Source organism: Campylobacter sp. RM16188 (assembly GCF_012978795.1).
Lineage (GTDB): Bacteria > Campylobacterota > Campylobacteria > Campylobacterales > Campylobacteraceae > Campylobacter_A > Campylobacter_A canis.
This window is the reverse complement of the sequence record NZ_LIWQ01000005.1, coordinates 32,599-50,164: the sequence shown is the minus strand read 5'-3', so window position 1 is coordinate 50,164 and position 17,566 is coordinate 32,599. Positions and strand designations below refer to the sequence as shown.

Genomic DNA, 17,566 nt, shown 5'->3' with positions numbered 1-17,566 from the left:
CTTACCAAAGGTGATAAATAGTATTTTTTAACTTGCCGTTAACAAGCTCGTTCTTGCGCCATGAGCTCTCATCGTTCATGACGTTCCAGCGGCGCTCATCAGGACGATAAAACCAGTCTTTATCTATCTGATAATATATCTGCTTGCCGTTTGCTTCGATGATATTTGCGATGTTGTTATCATGATAGCTGTTTTCATCAAAGTCCGTAAACGCCCTTTGCCCCATCTCCGAATAAAGCAAAGTAAGCTCTTGAAGCATCTCATTTAGCTCATCATCCATCTTTTTTACATGAAGCCCAATCTCTTCGGCCTCGCGAAAGAGTATCGGATACTCATGCGCAGGATAATCGCTATTTAGTCGCTCCGAAATTTTTTGAATTTTTTCATCGTCATTGATGTGATAACGCAAAATTTCACGACAAATTTTAAGCGAAAGCGAGCTGGCGCGATCCACTGCACCAAATACAAGCGGATGAATGTACTCATACAGCGATTTATACGGGTTTTCGTCTTTATCTTTTTCGTTCGTTTTCCATAGTTTTATCACGCGGCTTAGCTCATCCATCGACACGCTTACAAGCTCGTTGTTTTTATTTGTAGGGCTTAGTTCGTGCTTAAGCGAAGTATCAACGGGAGTTAGATACGCAAGCGGACCCATAACAATCTCATTTGCACCAAGAGCCATCATAGTTGCGGCCGACGCGCAGTTTGCAGGCACAAGAGCGGTTATATTTTTGCAGTAATTTCTAAGCGTACTTATGATACGAAGCGAGGCGATACCGCTACCGCCGTCGCTTTTGATAAACAAAAAGGCGTTTTGTATCTTTTTGCCTTTTAAAATTTCATACATTGCGCTTGCGTCGTTTCCGCATACGCTACCTGCGTTTGAGTTGTAGTAGGTGATGAGCGAACCGCCAAGCTTCGCCTCGATCGCCTTGATAAGCTGCTGCGTTTCGTTAAATAAAATAGGCGGCTTGGCTACGTTTCTTTGATTCATTTTCTGCTCTTTTGTCTCCTCTTTTTCCTCAGTCTTCTTGTTTAATAACTCTAGCAAACTCATTAAAGTAAACCTCGCTTATATCTTTTAAATTTTCGCTCACGCCATCTATTTCAAATTTGCTTCCGCCTGTTATGCCTATTTTGCTTACTTTAAGCCCGAATTTGCTTGCTAATTCACTAAATTTCGCCTCATCTTTTACCCCCACAACCGCTCGCGAAAAGCTCTCGTCAAATATCCATCTGCTATCGCTAAATTTACACTCGCATCTTGCACCTATCTCGCTCATGCAAGCCATTTTAGCTAGCGTCATAGCTACTCCGCCCGTGCCAACCGAGTTTGCAAATTCCAAAATTCCTTCTTTATTTGCCTCTATCACAAGTTCCCAAAGCGCTCTTTCTTTTTTATAATCAATCTCTTTTAGTTCGCCGCTAACCGAGTTGTATAAATTTTTCATATAAAGGCTTGCGGCAAATTCGCCTGTCGTTTCGCCTATTAGATATATCGGTGTGCCCTCTTTTACAAAGACGCTCGGTAAATTTTTATGAGCGCTTTCGTTTACGCCTACGCTTACGATAGCAGGTGTCGGATAGACGCTTACGCCGTCCGTGTCGTTATAAAGGCTCACGTTTCCGCTTACAACGGGAGTCATTAGCTCTCGGCACGCCTCTTTTATACCCTCGCAACCCTGCGCAAACTGCCACATAACTTCGGGATTTTCAGGATTTCCGTAGTTTAAGCAGTCAGTTATAGCAAGCGGCATAGCGCCACTCATAGCTACCTTTCGTCCGCTTGATGCAACCGCCATAGCTGCGCCTATCTTTGGATCTACGTAGTTGTGGCGAGGAGAGCACTCCATGCCCATAGCTATAGCTTTGCCGCTTTCTCTTACTCGAATCACGCTTGCACCTAAATTTCCGGGCTGTTTGATCGTGTTTGTCTGGATATTTGCATCGTATTGATCATAAATCAAAGATTTATTTAAGATATGCGGATCGCGAAGAAGCTTACCAAAAGCGGTTTTGTTATCAACTTTTTCAAATTTATCCAAATTTATATCTTTTATCTCGTCAAGATAAGCAGGCTTTTTCGTAGGACGATCAAGCACCGGAGCAGCCTGTGCAACAGGATCTATCGGAATTTCGCCTGCAAGCTCGCCATGCCAATAAAGCTGCATCTTGCCCGTATCGGTTACCTCTCCTATGATCTCAGCGTCCAAGTCCCACTTCTTAAATATCTCTACAACCTTTTCCTCGTAGCCTTTTTTGGCACATATTAGCATTCTTTCTTGGCTTTCGCTAAGCATAAGCTCATAAGGCGTCATACCGCTTTCTCTCATCGGAACGCGGTCAAGATACATCTTCATACCGCTTCCGCTTCGCCCGGCCATCTCAAAACTACTTGAAGTAAGGCCTGCTGCGCCCATATCCTGAATGCCTATGATGTAATCTTTCTTAAACAGCTCCAGACACGCCTCAAGAAGAAGCTTTTCGGCAAACGGATCGCCCACTTGAACGGTCGGACGAAGTGATTTATTTTCATCGTTAAAGCTATCGCTTGCCATAACGGCTCCGCCAAGTCCGTCTCTGCCTGTTTTACTGCCTACGTATATTACGGGGTTTCCTATGCCTTCAGCCTTGCCGTAGAAAATTTCATCACTCTTGCAAAGCCCCAAAGCAAAGGCATTTACTAAAATATTTCCGTTAAAGCTCTCATCAAAGCTCACCTCTCCGCCCACGGTTGGAATTCCCATGCAGTTGCCATAGTGAGAAATTCCAGCTACCGTGCCTTTAACAAGATATCTTTGGTGGCGTGCTATGCTTGAGCTTCCGTTAATCTGACCAAATCTAAGCGAGTTCATGTTCGCCACGACTCTTGCACCCATGGTAAATACATCGCGCAAAATTCCGCCCACGCCAGTGGCTGCACCCTGATAAGGCTCGATAAAGCTTGGGTGGTTATGACTCTCCATCTTAAATACGGCTGCAACTCCTTCGCCAACATCGATAACGCCTGCGTTTTCGCCGGGACCTTGCAAGACCCAAGGAGCTTTGGTCGGAAAACCGCTTAGGTATTTTTTGCTTGATTTGTAGCTGCAATGCTCGCTCCACATAGCAGAAAATATCCCCAACTCAAGCAAATTCGGCTCACGCCCTAAAATTTTAAGAATATTTTCATACTCGCCGTCGCTAATTTTATGCGCTTTTATCGTAGCCTTATCCATTTTTTCTCCTATTTATTTTCTGATAACAAATCTAATAAAATGCCGATTTGTTTTCTTAAATCAGCAAAACCGTATCGTAAAATCTCGCCGAGCACTAATGCTTCTCATCTTTCATAAACAGCTTTTTGCAAATTTGCTTCATATAGCGAAATGAATTCGCCCTAAATAAATTCTTAAAAACATCTGCTTATTAAAATTTGATAAAACAAAGTTTAAATTCCGATCAAACACTTTTTAAAATATGTAATTTTATTTTGATATTGTATTAAATTTTAATTTTATTATTCATTATAAACGGCTACAAAATATAAAATTTCAAAATTTACGCCATAAATTTAACTATTTTACTTTAGCAAGCATAAAAACATAATAAACCAAAATGTAGCTTTGATACCGACATAAATTTTATACTTTATACCCTCTTAAATTTGAGCCGAAAAACATCTCTTTTTCTTTAATCAAGACAAATATCGCCACAATCAGCAATATAGCTGTTTGTAGCACCTTACTATCGGGATGTGTCGCAAAAATTTCATTTGTAAGATTTGCAAAAAGATGAAAGATAACGGCAATAGTTATGTTTCTGCCTGTTTTAATATAAAGCCAATTCATCAAAATCACAAAAACAAACACGCTAGCTATAAAATTTAGCCCGTATAAAAGACCGCTATTTGATACGTTGCTATGATAATAGCCCTTTATGAAGGCTAACGGTAAATGCCAAATCGCCCAGTAAAATGCAAATATAATAGATGATACAAACAGATTAAATTTAGAGGTTAAAGCATCGGTTCCGTAACTATGCCACGCCAACTCTTCTATAATTGCAGCAAAAATAAGTATGAACCAAGCATTAAAAAAGGCGGAATCAAAGCTTGGATGAGACACTATATGAAACTGCTCTAAACTATATCCGAACAAAACGGATATAAGCTGAGCGAGTAAAAGAGCTGCGCAGGTCATAAAAATAGCTAAGATAAGGTAAATTTTACTCACGCTCTTAAGGCTAAATCTATGCTTTAAATCCTTAAATTTAACTCCTTCACGCCAAAAAAGATATAAAGCCACTAAACAAGGAGATATAAGCCCTAATAGGCTTAAAACGCCTTGCAGGAAAGTAAAATTTAAAGAATTTGGCATATTGCTCAAATAAGCTGCGCCAAAGAAAAACATCCAAGGCACAACAAGCGAAGCCGTGAAGAAAAATAGAGGTTTATCGTATGTTATGTCAGGTTTTAAGGTTCGTCTGTTTTTCATAAATTTATCTTAAGTCGCTTTACAAATATAATACAAAAGCGAATTTATCTCAGTCTTGATAAATACTTTTTAAGTTTATTTCCCAAGACAAAAGTTGCTAAACATCTCATCAAGTATCTCGCCTCTTTCAAACGGCTTAGTTATAGAAGAAATTGAAGCTATTGCCGAATTTATCTCATAAGCAAAAAGCTCAAGCTCGCTTTCATTGAGTAAATTTAAAGCCCTTTTTATAGCTTCGCTTGCATTTTTGCAGCACTGAATTTGACGTGTAGAATTAAGCAATACTTCATTTACATCCTGAGCATCAAGATATACTTCAAGCTCTTTTACTATCTTTTCGGCACTATTTTTAGCCGAAATTTCAAGCGGATCAGTTAAATTTGATGCGTCAAATTTAAGCTTTAAGTCACATTTATTAAGTATATAAAAAATCTTTTTTTGAGAGTCTTTAAGTAAATTTATAATCTCAAAATCCTGTTCGTCAGCCTCGTTTGAAGCATCAAAAACAGCAAGTATAATATCTGCTTCCTCAATCGCTTTTAAAGAGTGAGTTATGCCTATTTGTTCAATCTTGCCTGCGTTTTTACGAATCCCTGCGGTATCTATAATGCGAATTAAATGAGTGCCTATACTAAGGCTTTCTTCTATGCGATCGCGAGTGGTGCCAGCCTCATCGCTTATAATTGCTCGCTCGTAGTTTAAAAGTGAGTTTAAAATAGAGCTTTTGCCCACATTTGGCTTGCCGACGATTGCAACCTTAAAGCCTTCGATAAGCCCTTTACGTGAATCGCTTATAGCTACTATTTTGCTTAATTTTTCGTGATTTAGCATTAGCATATGCTTAATTTCACTCATTAAATTTTCAGGAAGATCGTCGTCCGCATAATCAATGCTAGTTTCAACAAAAGCAAGAGTTTTAACAAGCTCTTTTCTAATCTCGTCTGCAAATTTACCAAGATCGCCCCTCATAGCCCTAGCTATTATTTTAGCGGCACTTTCACTTCTTGCATTAATTAAATTTTGTATGCTTTCAGCCTTGCTTAGATCCATCTTGCCGTTTAAAAAAGCGCGTTTGCTAAATTCTCCCGGCTGCGCAAGTCTGGCTCCTAGTTTTATGAGACGTGAAAGGATTAAATTAGCCACTGCAAATCCGCCGTGAATCTGAAATTCCACAACATCCTCGCCCGTAAAGCTAGCAGGAGCTTTAAAATACAAAAGTATGCCTTCATCTATAAATTCATCATCCGAATAAATTTTAGCTAAAGTTGCAAATCTTGGTTTTAAAGTTTGAATATTTGTGAGTTTAAGGGCTAGACTAAGCGCATTTTCGCCACTTAGTCTAACTATACATATGGAACCTACGCCATGAGCCGTAGCGATGGCTACGATTGTGTCATTCATATTTTTTAAAAAATTCATTCACAATTATAAACTGTTTGTTATTATCGCTTTTAACTCCAACATATTTATCAGGAAATTTCTCTCGTAATTTCTCAAGTGCAATCTTTACTAAAATTCCGTCAAGCGGCTTAGTCTTAGCTTTGCCGGTATTTTGAACTTTCTCGATGATGCTCACCAAGTATTGATCGATAGCGCCTTCTTGGTTTTTTAAAAATTCAGCTATCTCAAGTCGGACAAGAAGATTATATTTTGAATTTATCCAGTTATATATCAGATAAGAGATTGCGTTATACCTATAGCCCTCTTTACCTATAAGAAGTGCGGCATCCTCTCCATCAAGCTCAATCAAAACAGTCTCATCGTCAAATTTATCCACTTCAATCTTACTTATATCAAAGCAACTTGCGGCAAATAGCCTATTTAATCCATCTTTTATCTCAGGCAAAACTTTTTGAATATCAGCTCTTGGCTTTTGTTCTTTTTGCTTGCTCTCAATCTTTTGCTCATCATCTTTTATATCTTTATTAAAAGTATCTATTATCGAGGTGTCAAGTATGCTTTTAGACTCCTCTTTTTTTACTTTAGGCTCTTTTATCTCGGTAATTTCATCTGACTGAATTGCCAAATTCAGAGGCTCTCTCTCAACTTCCTCGTCGCTTTTAAATGCGTTATGAGATATATCAAAATTTTGATTTAAAGCGCTAGCCGTATCACTCTTTTGATCTCTCTCAACTTTATTTACACTGCCATTTTCGCTATTTAAGCTTAGATTTTCTCCGTTTCTTTTTTCTTTTCTTTTTTTATTTCTATCTCGTCTTTTTTTATCGCTTGAGCCGTTTTGTTTATCATTATGATTTTCAGCCTTTTGAGCACTTTTTTCATCCTTATGTTTTTCACTTCCGTTAGAGTTGTTTGAGCCGTTAGAATTTTTACTTTTATGCTCTTCGTGTGCGCTTCGCTCTTTTTTGTCTCTATGTTTTTTAGAGCCATTTTTAGGCTTATCGCTCTCTCTTTCGGCTTCAATTATAGCCGTCTTTTTAAAAAACCCTAAAAACCCCATGCTTGGATTTTGAATAACTTTTATATCAAGCTCGGTTACGGAGCAATTTAGCTCCTCTGCGGCTTTTCTAAAAGCCTCTTGCAGTGTTTTTGCTTCGATACGCATTATGCTTTTACCTCCGCTTTTTTATGCTTTTCAAATAGTTTATTTACAAAAATTTGCTGAATAACCGAACATACGTTATTTATAAACCAATACAGCGTAAGTCCCGCAGGGAACGTTACAAAGAAAAATGTAAATATTAAAGGCAGGAATTTCATAATTTTTTCCTGCATAGGATCGGTAAAATTCGTAGGCGTGAGCTTTTGCTGTAAAAACATCGTTATACCCATTAGTATCGGCAGAACGAAGTATGGATCCATCACTGCAAGATCCTTTACCCAAAGTATCCAAGGCGCAGCTTTTAGCTCGATCGCATTTAAAAGTACGCGATAAATAGCAAAAAATATCGGAATTTGCATAAGTATCGGCAAGCATCCGCCCATCGGGTTTGCATTGTGCTTGCGATAAAGATCCATCATATGGGCATTTAGTTTTTGCGGATCGCCCTTATATTTAGCTTGCAACTCCTTGACTTTTGGCGCAAGCTCTTTTAGCTTGTTCATAGACAGCATTCCCTTGTATGTTAACGGGAATAAAACGAGCCTTATAACAAGAGTAAGTACTACTATCGCCCAACCCCAGTTGCCGATATAATCGTGTAGCAAACTTAAAAATGCAAACATAGGTTTAGCGATAAAAGTAAACCAGCCATACTCTACAACATCGGTAAGTCTATTATCGATTGATTTTAAAATTTTATGATCTTTTGGTCCTATATATCCGCCGACTTTAAATTCACCGCTGTTTTTTATAAATATTATCGCATTTTCGGCAGTATCTGTTGAAACAAGAACATTTAACGGCTTATCAAAAGAGTAAAGCAAGCTTGTGTAGTAGCGGTCGCTTGCGGCGGCAATATTTGCGTCGCTAAACACTTCCGTGCCGTCCACATCGCCGTCTTCAAGTATCTTTAGCTTATCGTCTGCATACCTTATAAGAGCGCCGTGAACTGTATAGCTATCAACCGCTACGCTTGGTCTAAAGCCCGGTGTTACGAAATACTCGCCTCCGGTTACTGCAAGGTCTAAATCATAATTTCCGGACGGATAAAAAGTAAGTTTTTTGGTTACGGTTGCGCCGTTTAAATTTTGCGTTAGAACAAGAGTTTGCTTATCGCTTGTGACATCTATCACGCTTGCGCTACTTGTGTAGTCGGTCTTAAAGGCCTGCTCGTTTAAATTTGTATCGGTAAATCTTATTTCAAGAGGCAAAAGCGTCTTTGAAGTAAGTTCAATCCTGCTTCCGTCTTCATTTTTATATTTTTCGTCATTTAAATAAAATTTTGAAATTCTACCAAGGCTATCTATATGAGCTTCATAATGAGTTCCTTTAACCACGGCGATATTTTTTACCTCATTTGCCACAGGAGCAGGAGCACCTGCTGAACTTGAAGTAGAGGACGGTGCAGCGGCTGAAGCATTTTGTGAAGCGCTTTGAGTTGCTACGGTTTTGTTTTGATCTAGCGGCAAATTTTTCGGTATAAAAAAATAATCATAAGCAATAAAAAAGGCAAAAGAGAGAAGAGTCGCCAGTAAAACTCGCTTTTGCATTGAAAGTTTGTCTAACACTATATTTCCTTTAATGAGTCTAAAACTTTTACAACATAAAATTTATTCTCTTTGTATGGTATAAACCAAAAATTTATATTAAAATCCGAATTTTGGCTAAAAATAGAAAAAGAGTTAAATTTCTTACATATCACAGGGTAATCAATACCACCTTTAAATAGCTGATTGCAACGAAGAATTCGAAGAGTAACTGCAACAAATGCAGAAAAAAAATTATTGTTTTTAAAGTGCCAAGCAGCAAATTCCGAGCATGTTGGATAGTAGCGACACGTCTTAGGCGTCATTTTAGAAATATAACGTTGATAAAATTTGATTAAAGACAGCGCCATTTCTCTTATCATTTCACACACCCAAGCTTTTTTAGAGTCCAACTGATGTTTTTCTGGATCTTTTGATATGAAGTATTTTCCAGACCCGCCTTTACAACCACTACATAAACACCGCTTGCAAGCTCATCTTTCATCTGAATAAAAACCGCCCGCAAAAGCCTTTTACAGCGATTACGAACAACTGCCTTGCCCACTTTTTTGCTAGCTACGACGGCTAGCTTCATTTCGGTCGAGGGCTTATAAAAAAGCGTAGCATTTTCACAATACCACCTGCTCGCCTCTTTATAAACTGCCGAAAATTCCTTAGAGTCGCTTAAGGAACTAAATTTGACTAAGCCGCCAATCTTTTTCTACCTTTTGCGCGTCTTGCATTGATAACTTTGCGTCCGTTTTTAGTCTTCATTCTTAAGCGAAAACCATGAGTGCGCTTTTTAGGTGTTTTATGAGGTTGATAAGTCCTTTTCATACCTTTTTCCTTTTTAAAATTTAATGATAAAGTCGTGATTTTAACAACAAATTACTTAAAATCCATTGAATAAAATTCGCAAGCCTTTTAAAAATAATTCAAATTAGGTGCTATAATTTTAAAAATTTTAAAGGTTCATTGATGTCAAATTTTACTATCACAAAAGCAACCAGAGCGGATATAAAGCCAATTTGCGCCCTGGTAAAAGAGCTCGCGGAGTATGAGAAACTATCTCATATCGTTAGTTTTAAAGAAGATGAGTTTGCTTCTTGCGTTTTTGATAAAAATTACGCTCAAATTTTAGTATGCAAAAGCGAAAATAATATTGTCGGATACGCAATTTATTTTTACACTTTCTCGACGTTTTTAGGGCGAGGCGGGATATATTTAGAGGATTTATACGTAAGGCAAGACTATAGAGCAAAAGGCATAGGCAGGGCATTTTTAGCTCGTCTTGCTCAAATTTGTAAAGAGGAAAATTTAAGTAGACTTGAGTGGGCTTGTCTGAACTGGAACGAGCCTAGTATTAAATTTTATGAAAATTTAGGCGCGATAAATCTATCCAAAGAGTGGCGCACATACAGGTTAGATGGCGAAAATTTAGCGAATTTGGCAGATGATAAAAGATAGTTTATTGAGTTTTAACTCATACTTTGATAATATCTTGCAATGATTTACGCCGATAAAAACGAAATTTTAAGACAGCTTTGCTATCTAAGAGCTTTTGGGTATAGATACATAAACCCGTCCTTTGGCTCGCAAATTTATAGCGACGTTTCAACCGATATAACCGAGCTTGAAAACCAGATAAAAAATTGCAACCTCTGCGAGCTTTGCAAGAGCAGAAATCACGCTTTAACAGGCAGTGGCGATCTCAACTCAAAAGTTATGTTCATAACCGATACTCCAAGCGTAAGCGAGGATATGAGCGGGAGATATCTTGAAGGAAGTGCGGGAGATAAATTTTGCACGCTTGTTAAGCAAAATTTAGGGCTTAGCAAAGATGAGTTTTACGTAACCAGCATGATAAAGTGCAAAACGCCTTCAAATTTAGCTCCCAGCCTAATAAACTACGAGCTTTGTAAGCCATATCTGCTGTCGCAAATAGACATAATATCGCCAAAAGTGATAGTAGCTCTTGGCGAAAACGTATTTTTAAATTTAATCAACGAAAGCGAGCAAAAACAGAGCTTTGAATCAATCAGAGGCAATCTTTTGAAATTCAAAAGCTCAAATTTGCTTGCCACCTACTCGCCTGCATGGGTGCTTAAAAATCCGAGCAAAGAGCAGGCTTTGATACAAGACTTAAAAAACATTAAAGGGCTATTATGAAAAAATTATTACTGACATTGCTTGTGCCTACGCTATTTTTTGCAAAGAGTCAAAAGCTCTCGGACATCCCGCCCGCTCATGAAATTTATATAAATTTAGAGCCTTTTAAGTGCAATGACACCTGCTTGCTCGAACTTGTAAAAAACGGTCTGCTTCACAGCTTTTTAGCAAGATATGAAAGAAGTCAGAACATCGAAGTTATCGAAGCTTTTAACTCGATAACAGGAGGAGCTGGCTTTAACGAGCCGATGTTTATCCCAAGTGCCGATGCCGAATTTAAAATAGCAATCATAGTGCCCGAAAACAGTATAAAAAGCTATGCCGGTATCGTTGCAAACTCCGTAATTGCTTACACAATAAGGCAAAACGCAAATATAGACGTCAAATTTTACAACATCGGCAACGAATCTTCCGGAGCTATTGACTCAGCCATAGCAAAAGCAAAAAGCGAAAACATAAGCTATCTGATAGCTCCTTTTACCGCCGTGGGAGCCAATTATCTAAACAGCGTTTTAGACTCCTCGATGCTTGCTTACGTGCCTACTCTACATATTTCAAGCGTGGAAAATTTAAGGGCGAATTTGATCTTTGGAGGCATTGATTACAAAGACCAGATAGCAAAACTCCTTGAGTTTTCAAACGGCAAACTTGCTGCATTTTCTGACGGAAGCGCGCTTGGAAATAGTCTAAATAGATATAGTGACGAGCTTGGCGGAGGGCTTGCTTACGAAAATATTATCGCAGGAAATCAGACCGATTTTAAAGGCTTTTTAAGCGGCAATTCAAGATTGGCCGAAGCTACTATATTTTTAAACGTACCTATCGTAAAAGCATCCATGTTAAGCTCGCAACTTAGGCTATATGACGTAAAAAGCGCAGCTCTTCTTAGCACTCAGATAAACTATACGCCAAATATATTTAAACTAACACAGCCTGAAGACAGAGCAAATATGTATATCGCAAATTCACTCTCGAATATCGATATGGCGCTTGATTCTAACAATGAAATTTTAAGCCAAGATATCAACTTTAACTGGGTCGGCTACTCCACAAGCGTAGGTATGGACTACATCTACACCGCCTACTTAAATCAAAACGCACAAAAGCTATTTAGCGAGCGAATAGAAAATTCTCAAGTGATTTACAATACAAAAATTTTAAAAGCAGGCGAATCAAGCTTTATTCAAGCAGACGCGACGAGATAAACTCAAGCATCTGCTCGCTCATCTTCGCCATGCCCTTTTCGTTCATAAAAGCTACCGTCACATCGGCTTCAAAGAGCAGTTCAGGCTCGCACTCGCTCTTTAAATTTCCGACCTTATAAATTTGCTGATTTATAGCTACAGAGACTTTTTTAACCTGCACGGCTTTGCTTCTAACCTCAATCATATCACCAAGTGTCGCGGGCTTTTTAAATTTAGCGTGAATTTCACTTACTACGAAGTAGCCATCCTTACTAAAAGGCTCTAAATCGGAGTTAAAAAACGCCTCGCTCCTTGCTCTTTCGCAAAATTTGATATAGTTAGCGTGATATACTATCCCCGCAGCGTCCGTATCTTCGTAGTAAATTCTAAATTTCATATACATTCCTTAAAATTATTCTTCTCTTGCTTTGCATTGAGATCACACCTTGCGCCACGCGTTACCATTAAAGATTGCTCATAAAATATTAAAAGCGTCACAGAAACGCCCACTCCAAGCGCAAGAGAAACTGCAACGGTGGTTAGCGCATTATCAAAAAAGAGCATTAGGTAAGTGATCTTTTGAGAAACTTCACTGCTATTAGTAAAAGAAAACAGAGCCAAAATACTCTTGTAAGCGTAAATTCCCAGCACCATCGGCAAAAGCGCGGGAAAAGCTATGATCTCGGCAGGCACTTTTAGTTTGCGTGCAAAAAATATCCCTAAAATTCCAACCAAAAAAGATGCAAAAAGAGTAGCGATCGAGATAGAAAAAATTTCGCTCTTTAGCATCATAAACCTACTTGCATGAGCAAGTGCGGCAAGTGCTGCGGAGTAGATCAAAGTGCGTTTCGGAGGAGAGCTTGCATAAGCAAAGCCAAGCCCGGCAATCGCCGCAAAAAACGCATCCGTAAGAGTTAAAACAATAAGATCAAACATTTAAAAGCTCTATATTTGAAATGGCAATCGTCATATAAACGCCTATTGCGATACAGATTATCAAAAGTCCGGTGTTTAGCCCTCTACTAATGCCAACGAGCGTGTTTTCATTAAGTATGTCAAAGACCGAATTTATAAGTAAAACGCCCGGCATTAAAAACAAAATACTTGATCCAATCGCCACATCAGGCGTATTTGAAACTCCAAGATAAACTCCAAGATAAGCGATAAAAGACGAGATAAAAGAGACTATTATGTATTGAATTTTTAAATTTATGCCAAATTTACTAAACAGATGTCTTAGATAAAATCCGATAAAAGTAGCAACAAAAACACTTGCCATCGAGCCTATATCCCCGCCAAAGAGCTTGCAGAAAGCCGAATTTGCAAAACTCATCAAAATAAGAGATACGCCGAAATTTCGCTTAGTGTGGCTTATGATCTCATTAAAAAAGCTTCTTGCTCTTTTAAGCGAAATTTGCTCGTCATAAATTTGCCAGCTAAGAGCACTCAGCTCGGATATAAGGTTAAAGCTGATAGGCATTGTAGCGCTTGATTTTACGTATGTTCGGCGGATCGAATTATCATTTGGATCCATCACGCTTATAGTAAAGTGCTTTACAAATATAGTAAGGCTCACGTCGTATCCGTAAGCGTGCGCGATCCTGCTTACGCAGCGATCTATGCGAGCGGTATAAGTGCCGATACTTAGCATCTTTGCCGCGTAGTCGATCAAAAAATCAGTCACCTCTTGGATATCGGGCTTTTCTTGCATAAATTTACCTTAAGCCTCTTTTGCACGTGGAAATTTGATAAAAAAGAGCAAAAGCTGAGCGACCATCATCACTTTCATCACAAGCTCGCTTGCCTTATGCATCTGAAAAAACTCAGGCGTCGTAGTTCCCGCTTCACCCAAAGCCTGCGCGTTTAGCACGTAAGGGGTAAAATAAAAGACAAAAGATGCAGCCAGAGCAAAATTTATAAGCGCGAGCATAAAAGAGCTGAATTTTAGAGCAAACTTAACATCGCTTCTAAGCATAAAAAGCTCGTAAACAAGTGCCAAAATCGCAACTGCGATTAAAACGTAATTAAATTTTACAAATATATTTGTCATCAAAAGTCCGCTTTGAAAATGTGTCAAAACACCATCTCCTATGATACTCTGCGGATAAAAAAGCGTAGGCGCGATAAAAGCTCCTATTGAGATTTCTATGCCGATTAGAGCCGCTAAAAGCAAAAGATATAAACCTTTCATATTTTTCCTTTAAATTTGATATTTAAATTTGGCGACAAATCCCCTGTCAAAACCCGCCAAATCCTTATAAAATTTAGCCTCAAATCGGTTTATCTCAAGGGCTTTTGCCATACTTTCTTTTTGATTGTAACCCATCTCGCAAACGAGATTTTTTACATTACGATTTCTTGCTTGCAAGATGATGTTTTTTAAAATTTCATCGCCGTTTTTACCGCCAAATAGCGCCTCATGCGGCTCATTTAGCACGAATTTGCTAAGCTCATAGCCGTCTGCTATATAAGGCGGATTTGAAACGACTAGATCAAATTCGCCACAAGCCTCGTCCATATAGGCGCAATGAATAAAATTGATGCGCTTTTCTACACCGAATTTAACGGCATTTTTATGCGCTAGCTTTAAAGCTTTTTCGCTTATATCGGTTGCCGTTATCAAGGCGTTTGAATTAAGTGCCAAACAAACACTTACAATCCCGCTTCCAACGCCTATCTCGCAAACTTTTGGAGCATTAAATTCGCGTAAAATTTCAAGCGATTTTTCAACCAAAATTTCAGTCTCGGGACGAGGAATTAAAACTCCATTTTCAACTAAAAATTCAAGTCCGTAAAAGCCTGCTTTACCCGTTATATACTCAAGCGGCTCGCAAGAGGAAAACCTATCAATAAGGGCGAAATACTCATCCTTACCTTCAAGCTCTTTGCTTAAATTTAAAAACACCCACTCTATGCTCACGCCAAGATGATGCATAAGCAAAATTTTAGCAACTCTTACGGGGTTTTCACATAAAGATGAAATTTGAGCGCTCGCCTCTTTTAGCGCCTCATCTATTCTCATTTTTTAGCTCATTTATACGCTCATAAAGGCTAGGATGCGAGTGATAGATAAAGGCATAAGCAGGATGCGTCTTAGGAAAAGCCCTATTTTCGCTAGCCAGCTTCTTAAGCGCACTTATCATGTCATCTTTACTCTTTACGCTTGCACCGAATTTATCCGCGCCAAACTCGTTCTTTCTGCTTACTGCCGAGATAACCGGGCTAAAAACGAAGCTAAAAATCGGCGAGAAAAGAAGCATAAATACAATTATCGCTCCGCCCTCTTTCTCAAGCCCAAGCGCGTTATATGCAGACGCGGGAATGTTTCCAAACAGAGCAAACATCGCAAGTAGCATCACGGCGCTAAGAGCTATCATCTTAAATAGATCCTTATGCTTAAAGTGTCCTAATTCATGACCCAAAACGGCGATTATCTCATCTAGGCTAAGCTTTTTTATAAGCGTGTCAAAAAGCACCACGCGCTTTGTCGCTCCAAGTCCGCCAAAGTAAGCATTTAGCCTGTTATCTCGCTTGCTTGCGTCCATACTAAATACACCGCTACTTTTAAATCCACAACTATCAAGCAGTCCTTCTATAGAGCTTTTAAGCTCACCTTCTTCAAGCGGTTGCATCTTATTAAAAAGAGGTGCGATTATAGTCGGATAGATCAAATTTATCATTAAAACTATCACAAAGCTAAGAGAAAAAGCCCATAACCACCAAAGCTCGCCCAAAAAATCGATACAAAGCAAGATAAGCCAGACAAAAAGCGAGCCAAAAACAAGAGTTAAGGCAAGAGCTTTTAGGGTATCCATTATAAAAATTTTTGGAGTCGTGTTTGAAAATCCGTGCTTTTTATCCTTGACAAAGGTTTCATATATGCCAAACGGCAACTCAAGAATGGAGGATATGATTATAAAGCTCATCACAAAGATGATATTTTCGCTTACAGAGCCGCCTTTAAGCGTGATATCTGCTAAAAATTTAAGCCCCCAAAACGCCCAAATCATAAATATACCCAAATGATAAACAAGGCTTGCTATCTGAAATTTTTGGTTTGCGATAGCTATTTTAGCCGCACTTTTATACTCTTCCTCGCTCAGCACGACGGCTTTAGCCCTACTCTCTTTAGCTATAAAATTTATCTGCAAAAACGCCAGATAAATTTTAACTAAAGTGTATATAAAAAATATAGTTATTAAAAGATTAAACATCTATTTCCTTATTATAAATTATAAATTTTGCAAAATACTATCAAAATTTAGTAAATCATTTCAAAAAATTGTCGTAAAAACTGCTTGCAAAAACGATCAAAATCACAAACGGAATTATATATTTTACATACAAAAACCATAAGTTGATTATCTTTTTGTGATTTTCGCTTCCTTGTAAAATTTCAGCCTTCGCCTCATCCTTTAAAACCCAGCCGACAAATATCGCACAAAGTAAAGACGTAAGCACGAAAAATATCGTCGCACTTATGGCGTCATAAGCGTCAAAGATATTTTTACCGAAAATTTTTACTTCGCTTAGCAAATTCGTAGCCATTAAAGAAGGTAAATTTCCAAGCACAAAAATAGCCGCTAGCACTATCAAAATCGCTTTTTTGCGATCTATTTTCATCTTTTCTTGAAGTGTGGTTATAAGCACTTCATAAATAGGAAGCGAAGTAGTAAGAGCCGCTATCATAAGCAATGTAAAAAACGTAACCGCAAAAACGCCTCCAAACGGCATGTGCGAAAATACTATCGGAAGGCTTTTAAACACAAGGCTTGGCCCGCTATCAGGCGTTACTCCGAAGCTAAAAAGCGAAGGAAATATCATAAATCCCGCAAGCACGGCTATAACGGTGTTTAAAATTCCAGTTATGACCGAAATTTTAACCAGCGCCTCGTCCTTTTTAACAAAACTAGAAAGCGTTATCATCACACCAAATCCAAGCGAAAGCGCGAAAAACACCTGCCCAAGAACATCTATAAAAAGCTTCATGCTGATCTTTGAAAAATCAGGCGTGAGATAAAATTTAATCCCTTCCATAGCTCCTTCAAGAGTTATGTTTTTAACCACCATTGTAATCATAAGCAAAAAGAGTATCGGCATGAGATACTTAGCCGCCTTTTCGATCCCTTCAACCGCGCCTTGAGTTAAGATGATGTAATTTACCATAACAAAAACCAAGGTAGCAAAGCCGACTGCAAAAGGATTATTTACGATATTTTGCTCATAAAACGCACTTGTCGTGGCAAAATCAACAACTTTTGCAAGATCAAGCGACCCAAATAAAATTTGCGCTATATAATTTAGCACCCAGCCGCCTATAACCATATAATAAGCCATTATCCCAAAGGCTCCCGCCAAGCTCATGTAACCTGCTACTCGCCAAATTTTGGCTATCTTTTTACCGTTTGCAACACCGCTAAAAGAGTCTATGACATTTACTTTAAGGCGCCTTCCGATAGCGTTTTCAACTAAGATCATCGGAATTCCTATGACGATCATAGCTATACAAAAGGTAAGCACATACGCCCCGCCTCCGTTTTGACCGACCAGATAAGGAAACCGCCAAGTCGCGCCAAAACCGACCGTAGCGCCCGCAATAGCAAGTATATAAGTAAGTCTTGAACTCCAAGATCCTCTTTTCATAAA

At 38.6% G+C, this 17,566-nt stretch carries 19 protein-coding genes; 3 read left to right on the top strand and 16 right to left on the bottom strand.

Annotation, left to right across the window (positions count from 1 at the left end):
• Window position 1: 1 nt before the first annotated feature.
• From CDOM16188_RS03825 to rpmH, 9 genes are all read right to left on the bottom strand, one after another.
• A complete protein-coding gene (locus CDOM16188_RS03825; protein ID WP_172199131.1) occupies window positions 2-1,060 on the bottom strand; it encodes a hypothetical protein in 1,059 nt (352 codons plus the stop codon).
• On the bottom strand, window positions 1,026-3,221 hold the full coding sequence (gene purL, locus CDOM16188_RS03820) for a phosphoribosylformylglycinamidine synthase subunit PurL (RefSeq protein ID WP_172199128.1): 2,196 nt from the start codon (window positions 3,219-3,221) through the stop codon (window positions 1,026-1,028). Before purL ends, CDOM16188_RS03825 begins: the two co-directional genes overlap by 35 nt.
• Window positions 3,222-3,626: 405 nt before the next feature.
• Window positions 3,627-4,478, bottom strand: a complete 852-nt coding sequence (locus CDOM16188_RS03815; RefSeq protein ID WP_172199125.1) for a CPBP family intramembrane glutamic endopeptidase — start codon at window positions 4,476-4,478, stop codon at window positions 3,627-3,629.
• 75 nt (window positions 4,479-4,553) lie between these two features.
• Window positions 4,554-5,879, bottom strand: coding sequence for a tRNA uridine-5-carboxymethylaminomethyl(34) synthesis GTPase MnmE (gene mnmE, locus CDOM16188_RS03810; RefSeq protein WP_172199398.1), 1,326 nt, complete (start codon window positions 5,877-5,879; stop codon window positions 4,554-4,556).
• The gene (locus CDOM16188_RS03805) at window positions 5,872-7,044 is read right to left on the bottom strand and encodes a Jag N-terminal domain-containing protein (RefSeq protein WP_172199122.1); all 1,173 of its coding nucleotides are present in this window, start codon (window positions 7,042-7,044) and stop codon (window positions 5,872-5,874) included. Before CDOM16188_RS03805 ends, mnmE begins: the two co-directional genes overlap by 8 nt.
• Window positions 7,044-8,591, bottom strand: coding sequence for a membrane protein insertase YidC (gene yidC, locus CDOM16188_RS03800; protein WP_172199395.1), 1,548 nt, complete (start codon window positions 8,589-8,591; stop codon window positions 7,044-7,046). The genes CDOM16188_RS03805 and yidC overlap by 1 nt, the downstream gene beginning before the upstream one ends.
• A gap of 17 nt (window positions 8,592-8,608) precedes the next feature.
• Window positions 8,609-8,947, bottom strand: coding sequence for a membrane protein insertion efficiency factor YidD (yidD, locus tag CDOM16188_RS03795; RefSeq protein ID WP_172199389.1), 339 nt, complete (start codon window positions 8,945-8,947; stop codon window positions 8,609-8,611).
• Window positions 8,947-9,282, bottom strand: coding sequence for a ribonuclease P protein component (gene rnpA / locus CDOM16188_RS03790; RefSeq protein WP_172199392.1), 336 nt, complete (start codon window positions 9,280-9,282; stop codon window positions 8,947-8,949). The genes yidD and rnpA overlap by 1 nt, the downstream gene beginning before the upstream one ends.
• Window positions 9,270-9,404, bottom strand: a complete 135-nt coding sequence (rpmH, locus tag CDOM16188_RS03785; RefSeq protein ID WP_002940373.1) for a 50S ribosomal protein L34 — start codon at window positions 9,402-9,404, stop codon at window positions 9,270-9,272. The genes rnpA and rpmH overlap by 13 nt, the downstream gene beginning before the upstream one ends.
• Before the next feature lie 141 nt (window positions 9,405-9,545).
• Between rpmH and CDOM16188_RS03780 the strand changes: the two genes are divergently transcribed.
• The 3 genes from CDOM16188_RS03780 to CDOM16188_RS03770 are packed head-to-tail and all read left to right on the top strand — an operon-like array spanning window position 9,546 to window position 11,941.
• Entirely contained in the window at window positions 9,546-10,034 is a 489-nt protein-coding gene (locus CDOM16188_RS03780) for a GNAT family N-acetyltransferase (RefSeq protein ID WP_172199119.1), read from the top strand.
• A gap of 39 nt (window positions 10,035-10,073) precedes the next feature.
• Window positions 10,074-10,736 carry a uracil-DNA glycosylase gene (locus CDOM16188_RS03775; RefSeq protein ID WP_172199116.1) on the top strand — a complete coding sequence of 221 codons (663 nt, stop codon included), beginning with the start codon at window positions 10,074-10,076 and terminating at the stop codon, window positions 10,734-10,736.
• Window positions 10,733-11,941: a hypothetical protein gene (locus CDOM16188_RS03770; protein WP_172199113.1), complete on the top strand. Its 1,209-nt coding sequence runs from the start codon at window positions 10,733-10,735 to the stop codon at window positions 11,939-11,941. Before CDOM16188_RS03775 ends, CDOM16188_RS03770 begins: the two co-directional genes overlap by 4 nt.
• Here the strand turns inward: CDOM16188_RS03770 and CDOM16188_RS03765 are convergent.
• The 7 genes from CDOM16188_RS03765 to CDOM16188_RS03735 are packed head-to-tail and all read right to left on the bottom strand — an operon-like array spanning window position 11,916 to window position 17,563.
• On the bottom strand, window positions 11,916-12,317 hold the full coding sequence (locus CDOM16188_RS03765; RefSeq protein ID WP_172199110.1) for a YbgC/FadM family acyl-CoA thioesterase: 402 nt from the start codon (window positions 12,315-12,317) through the stop codon (window positions 11,916-11,918). The two genes, CDOM16188_RS03770 and CDOM16188_RS03765, sit on opposite strands and share 26 nt — an antisense overlap.
• Window positions 12,314-12,856: a threonine/serine exporter family protein gene (locus CDOM16188_RS03760; RefSeq protein ID WP_172199107.1), complete on the bottom strand. Its 543-nt coding sequence runs from the start codon at window positions 12,854-12,856 to the stop codon at window positions 12,314-12,316. The genes CDOM16188_RS03765 and CDOM16188_RS03760 overlap by 4 nt, the downstream gene beginning before the upstream one ends.
• Window positions 12,849-13,631, bottom strand: a complete 783-nt coding sequence (locus CDOM16188_RS03755) for a threonine/serine exporter ThrE family protein (RefSeq protein ID WP_172199104.1) — start codon at window positions 13,629-13,631, stop codon at window positions 12,849-12,851. Before CDOM16188_RS03755 ends, CDOM16188_RS03760 begins: the two co-directional genes overlap by 8 nt.
• 9 nt (window positions 13,632-13,640) lie before the next feature.
• Entirely contained in the window at window positions 13,641-14,111 is a 471-nt protein-coding gene (locus CDOM16188_RS03750) for a DUF4149 domain-containing protein (protein ID WP_172199101.1), read from the bottom strand.
• Window positions 14,112-14,120: 9 nt separating this feature from the next.
• Window positions 14,121-14,942, bottom strand: coding sequence for a peptide chain release factor N(5)-glutamine methyltransferase (gene prmC, locus CDOM16188_RS03745; protein WP_172199098.1), 822 nt, complete (start codon window positions 14,940-14,942; stop codon window positions 14,121-14,123).
• On the bottom strand, window positions 14,929-16,134 hold the full coding sequence (locus CDOM16188_RS03740; protein ID WP_172199094.1) for a M48 family metallopeptidase: 1,206 nt from the start codon (window positions 16,132-16,134) through the stop codon (window positions 14,929-14,931). Before CDOM16188_RS03740 ends, prmC begins: the two co-directional genes overlap by 14 nt.
• A 55-nt stretch (window positions 16,135-16,189) precedes the next feature.
• Window positions 16,190-17,563: a sodium-dependent transporter gene (locus CDOM16188_RS03735; RefSeq protein WP_172199091.1), complete on the bottom strand. Its 1,374-nt coding sequence runs from the start codon at window positions 17,561-17,563 to the stop codon at window positions 16,190-16,192.
• Between the last annotated feature and the right edge of the window lie 3 nt (window positions 17,564-17,566).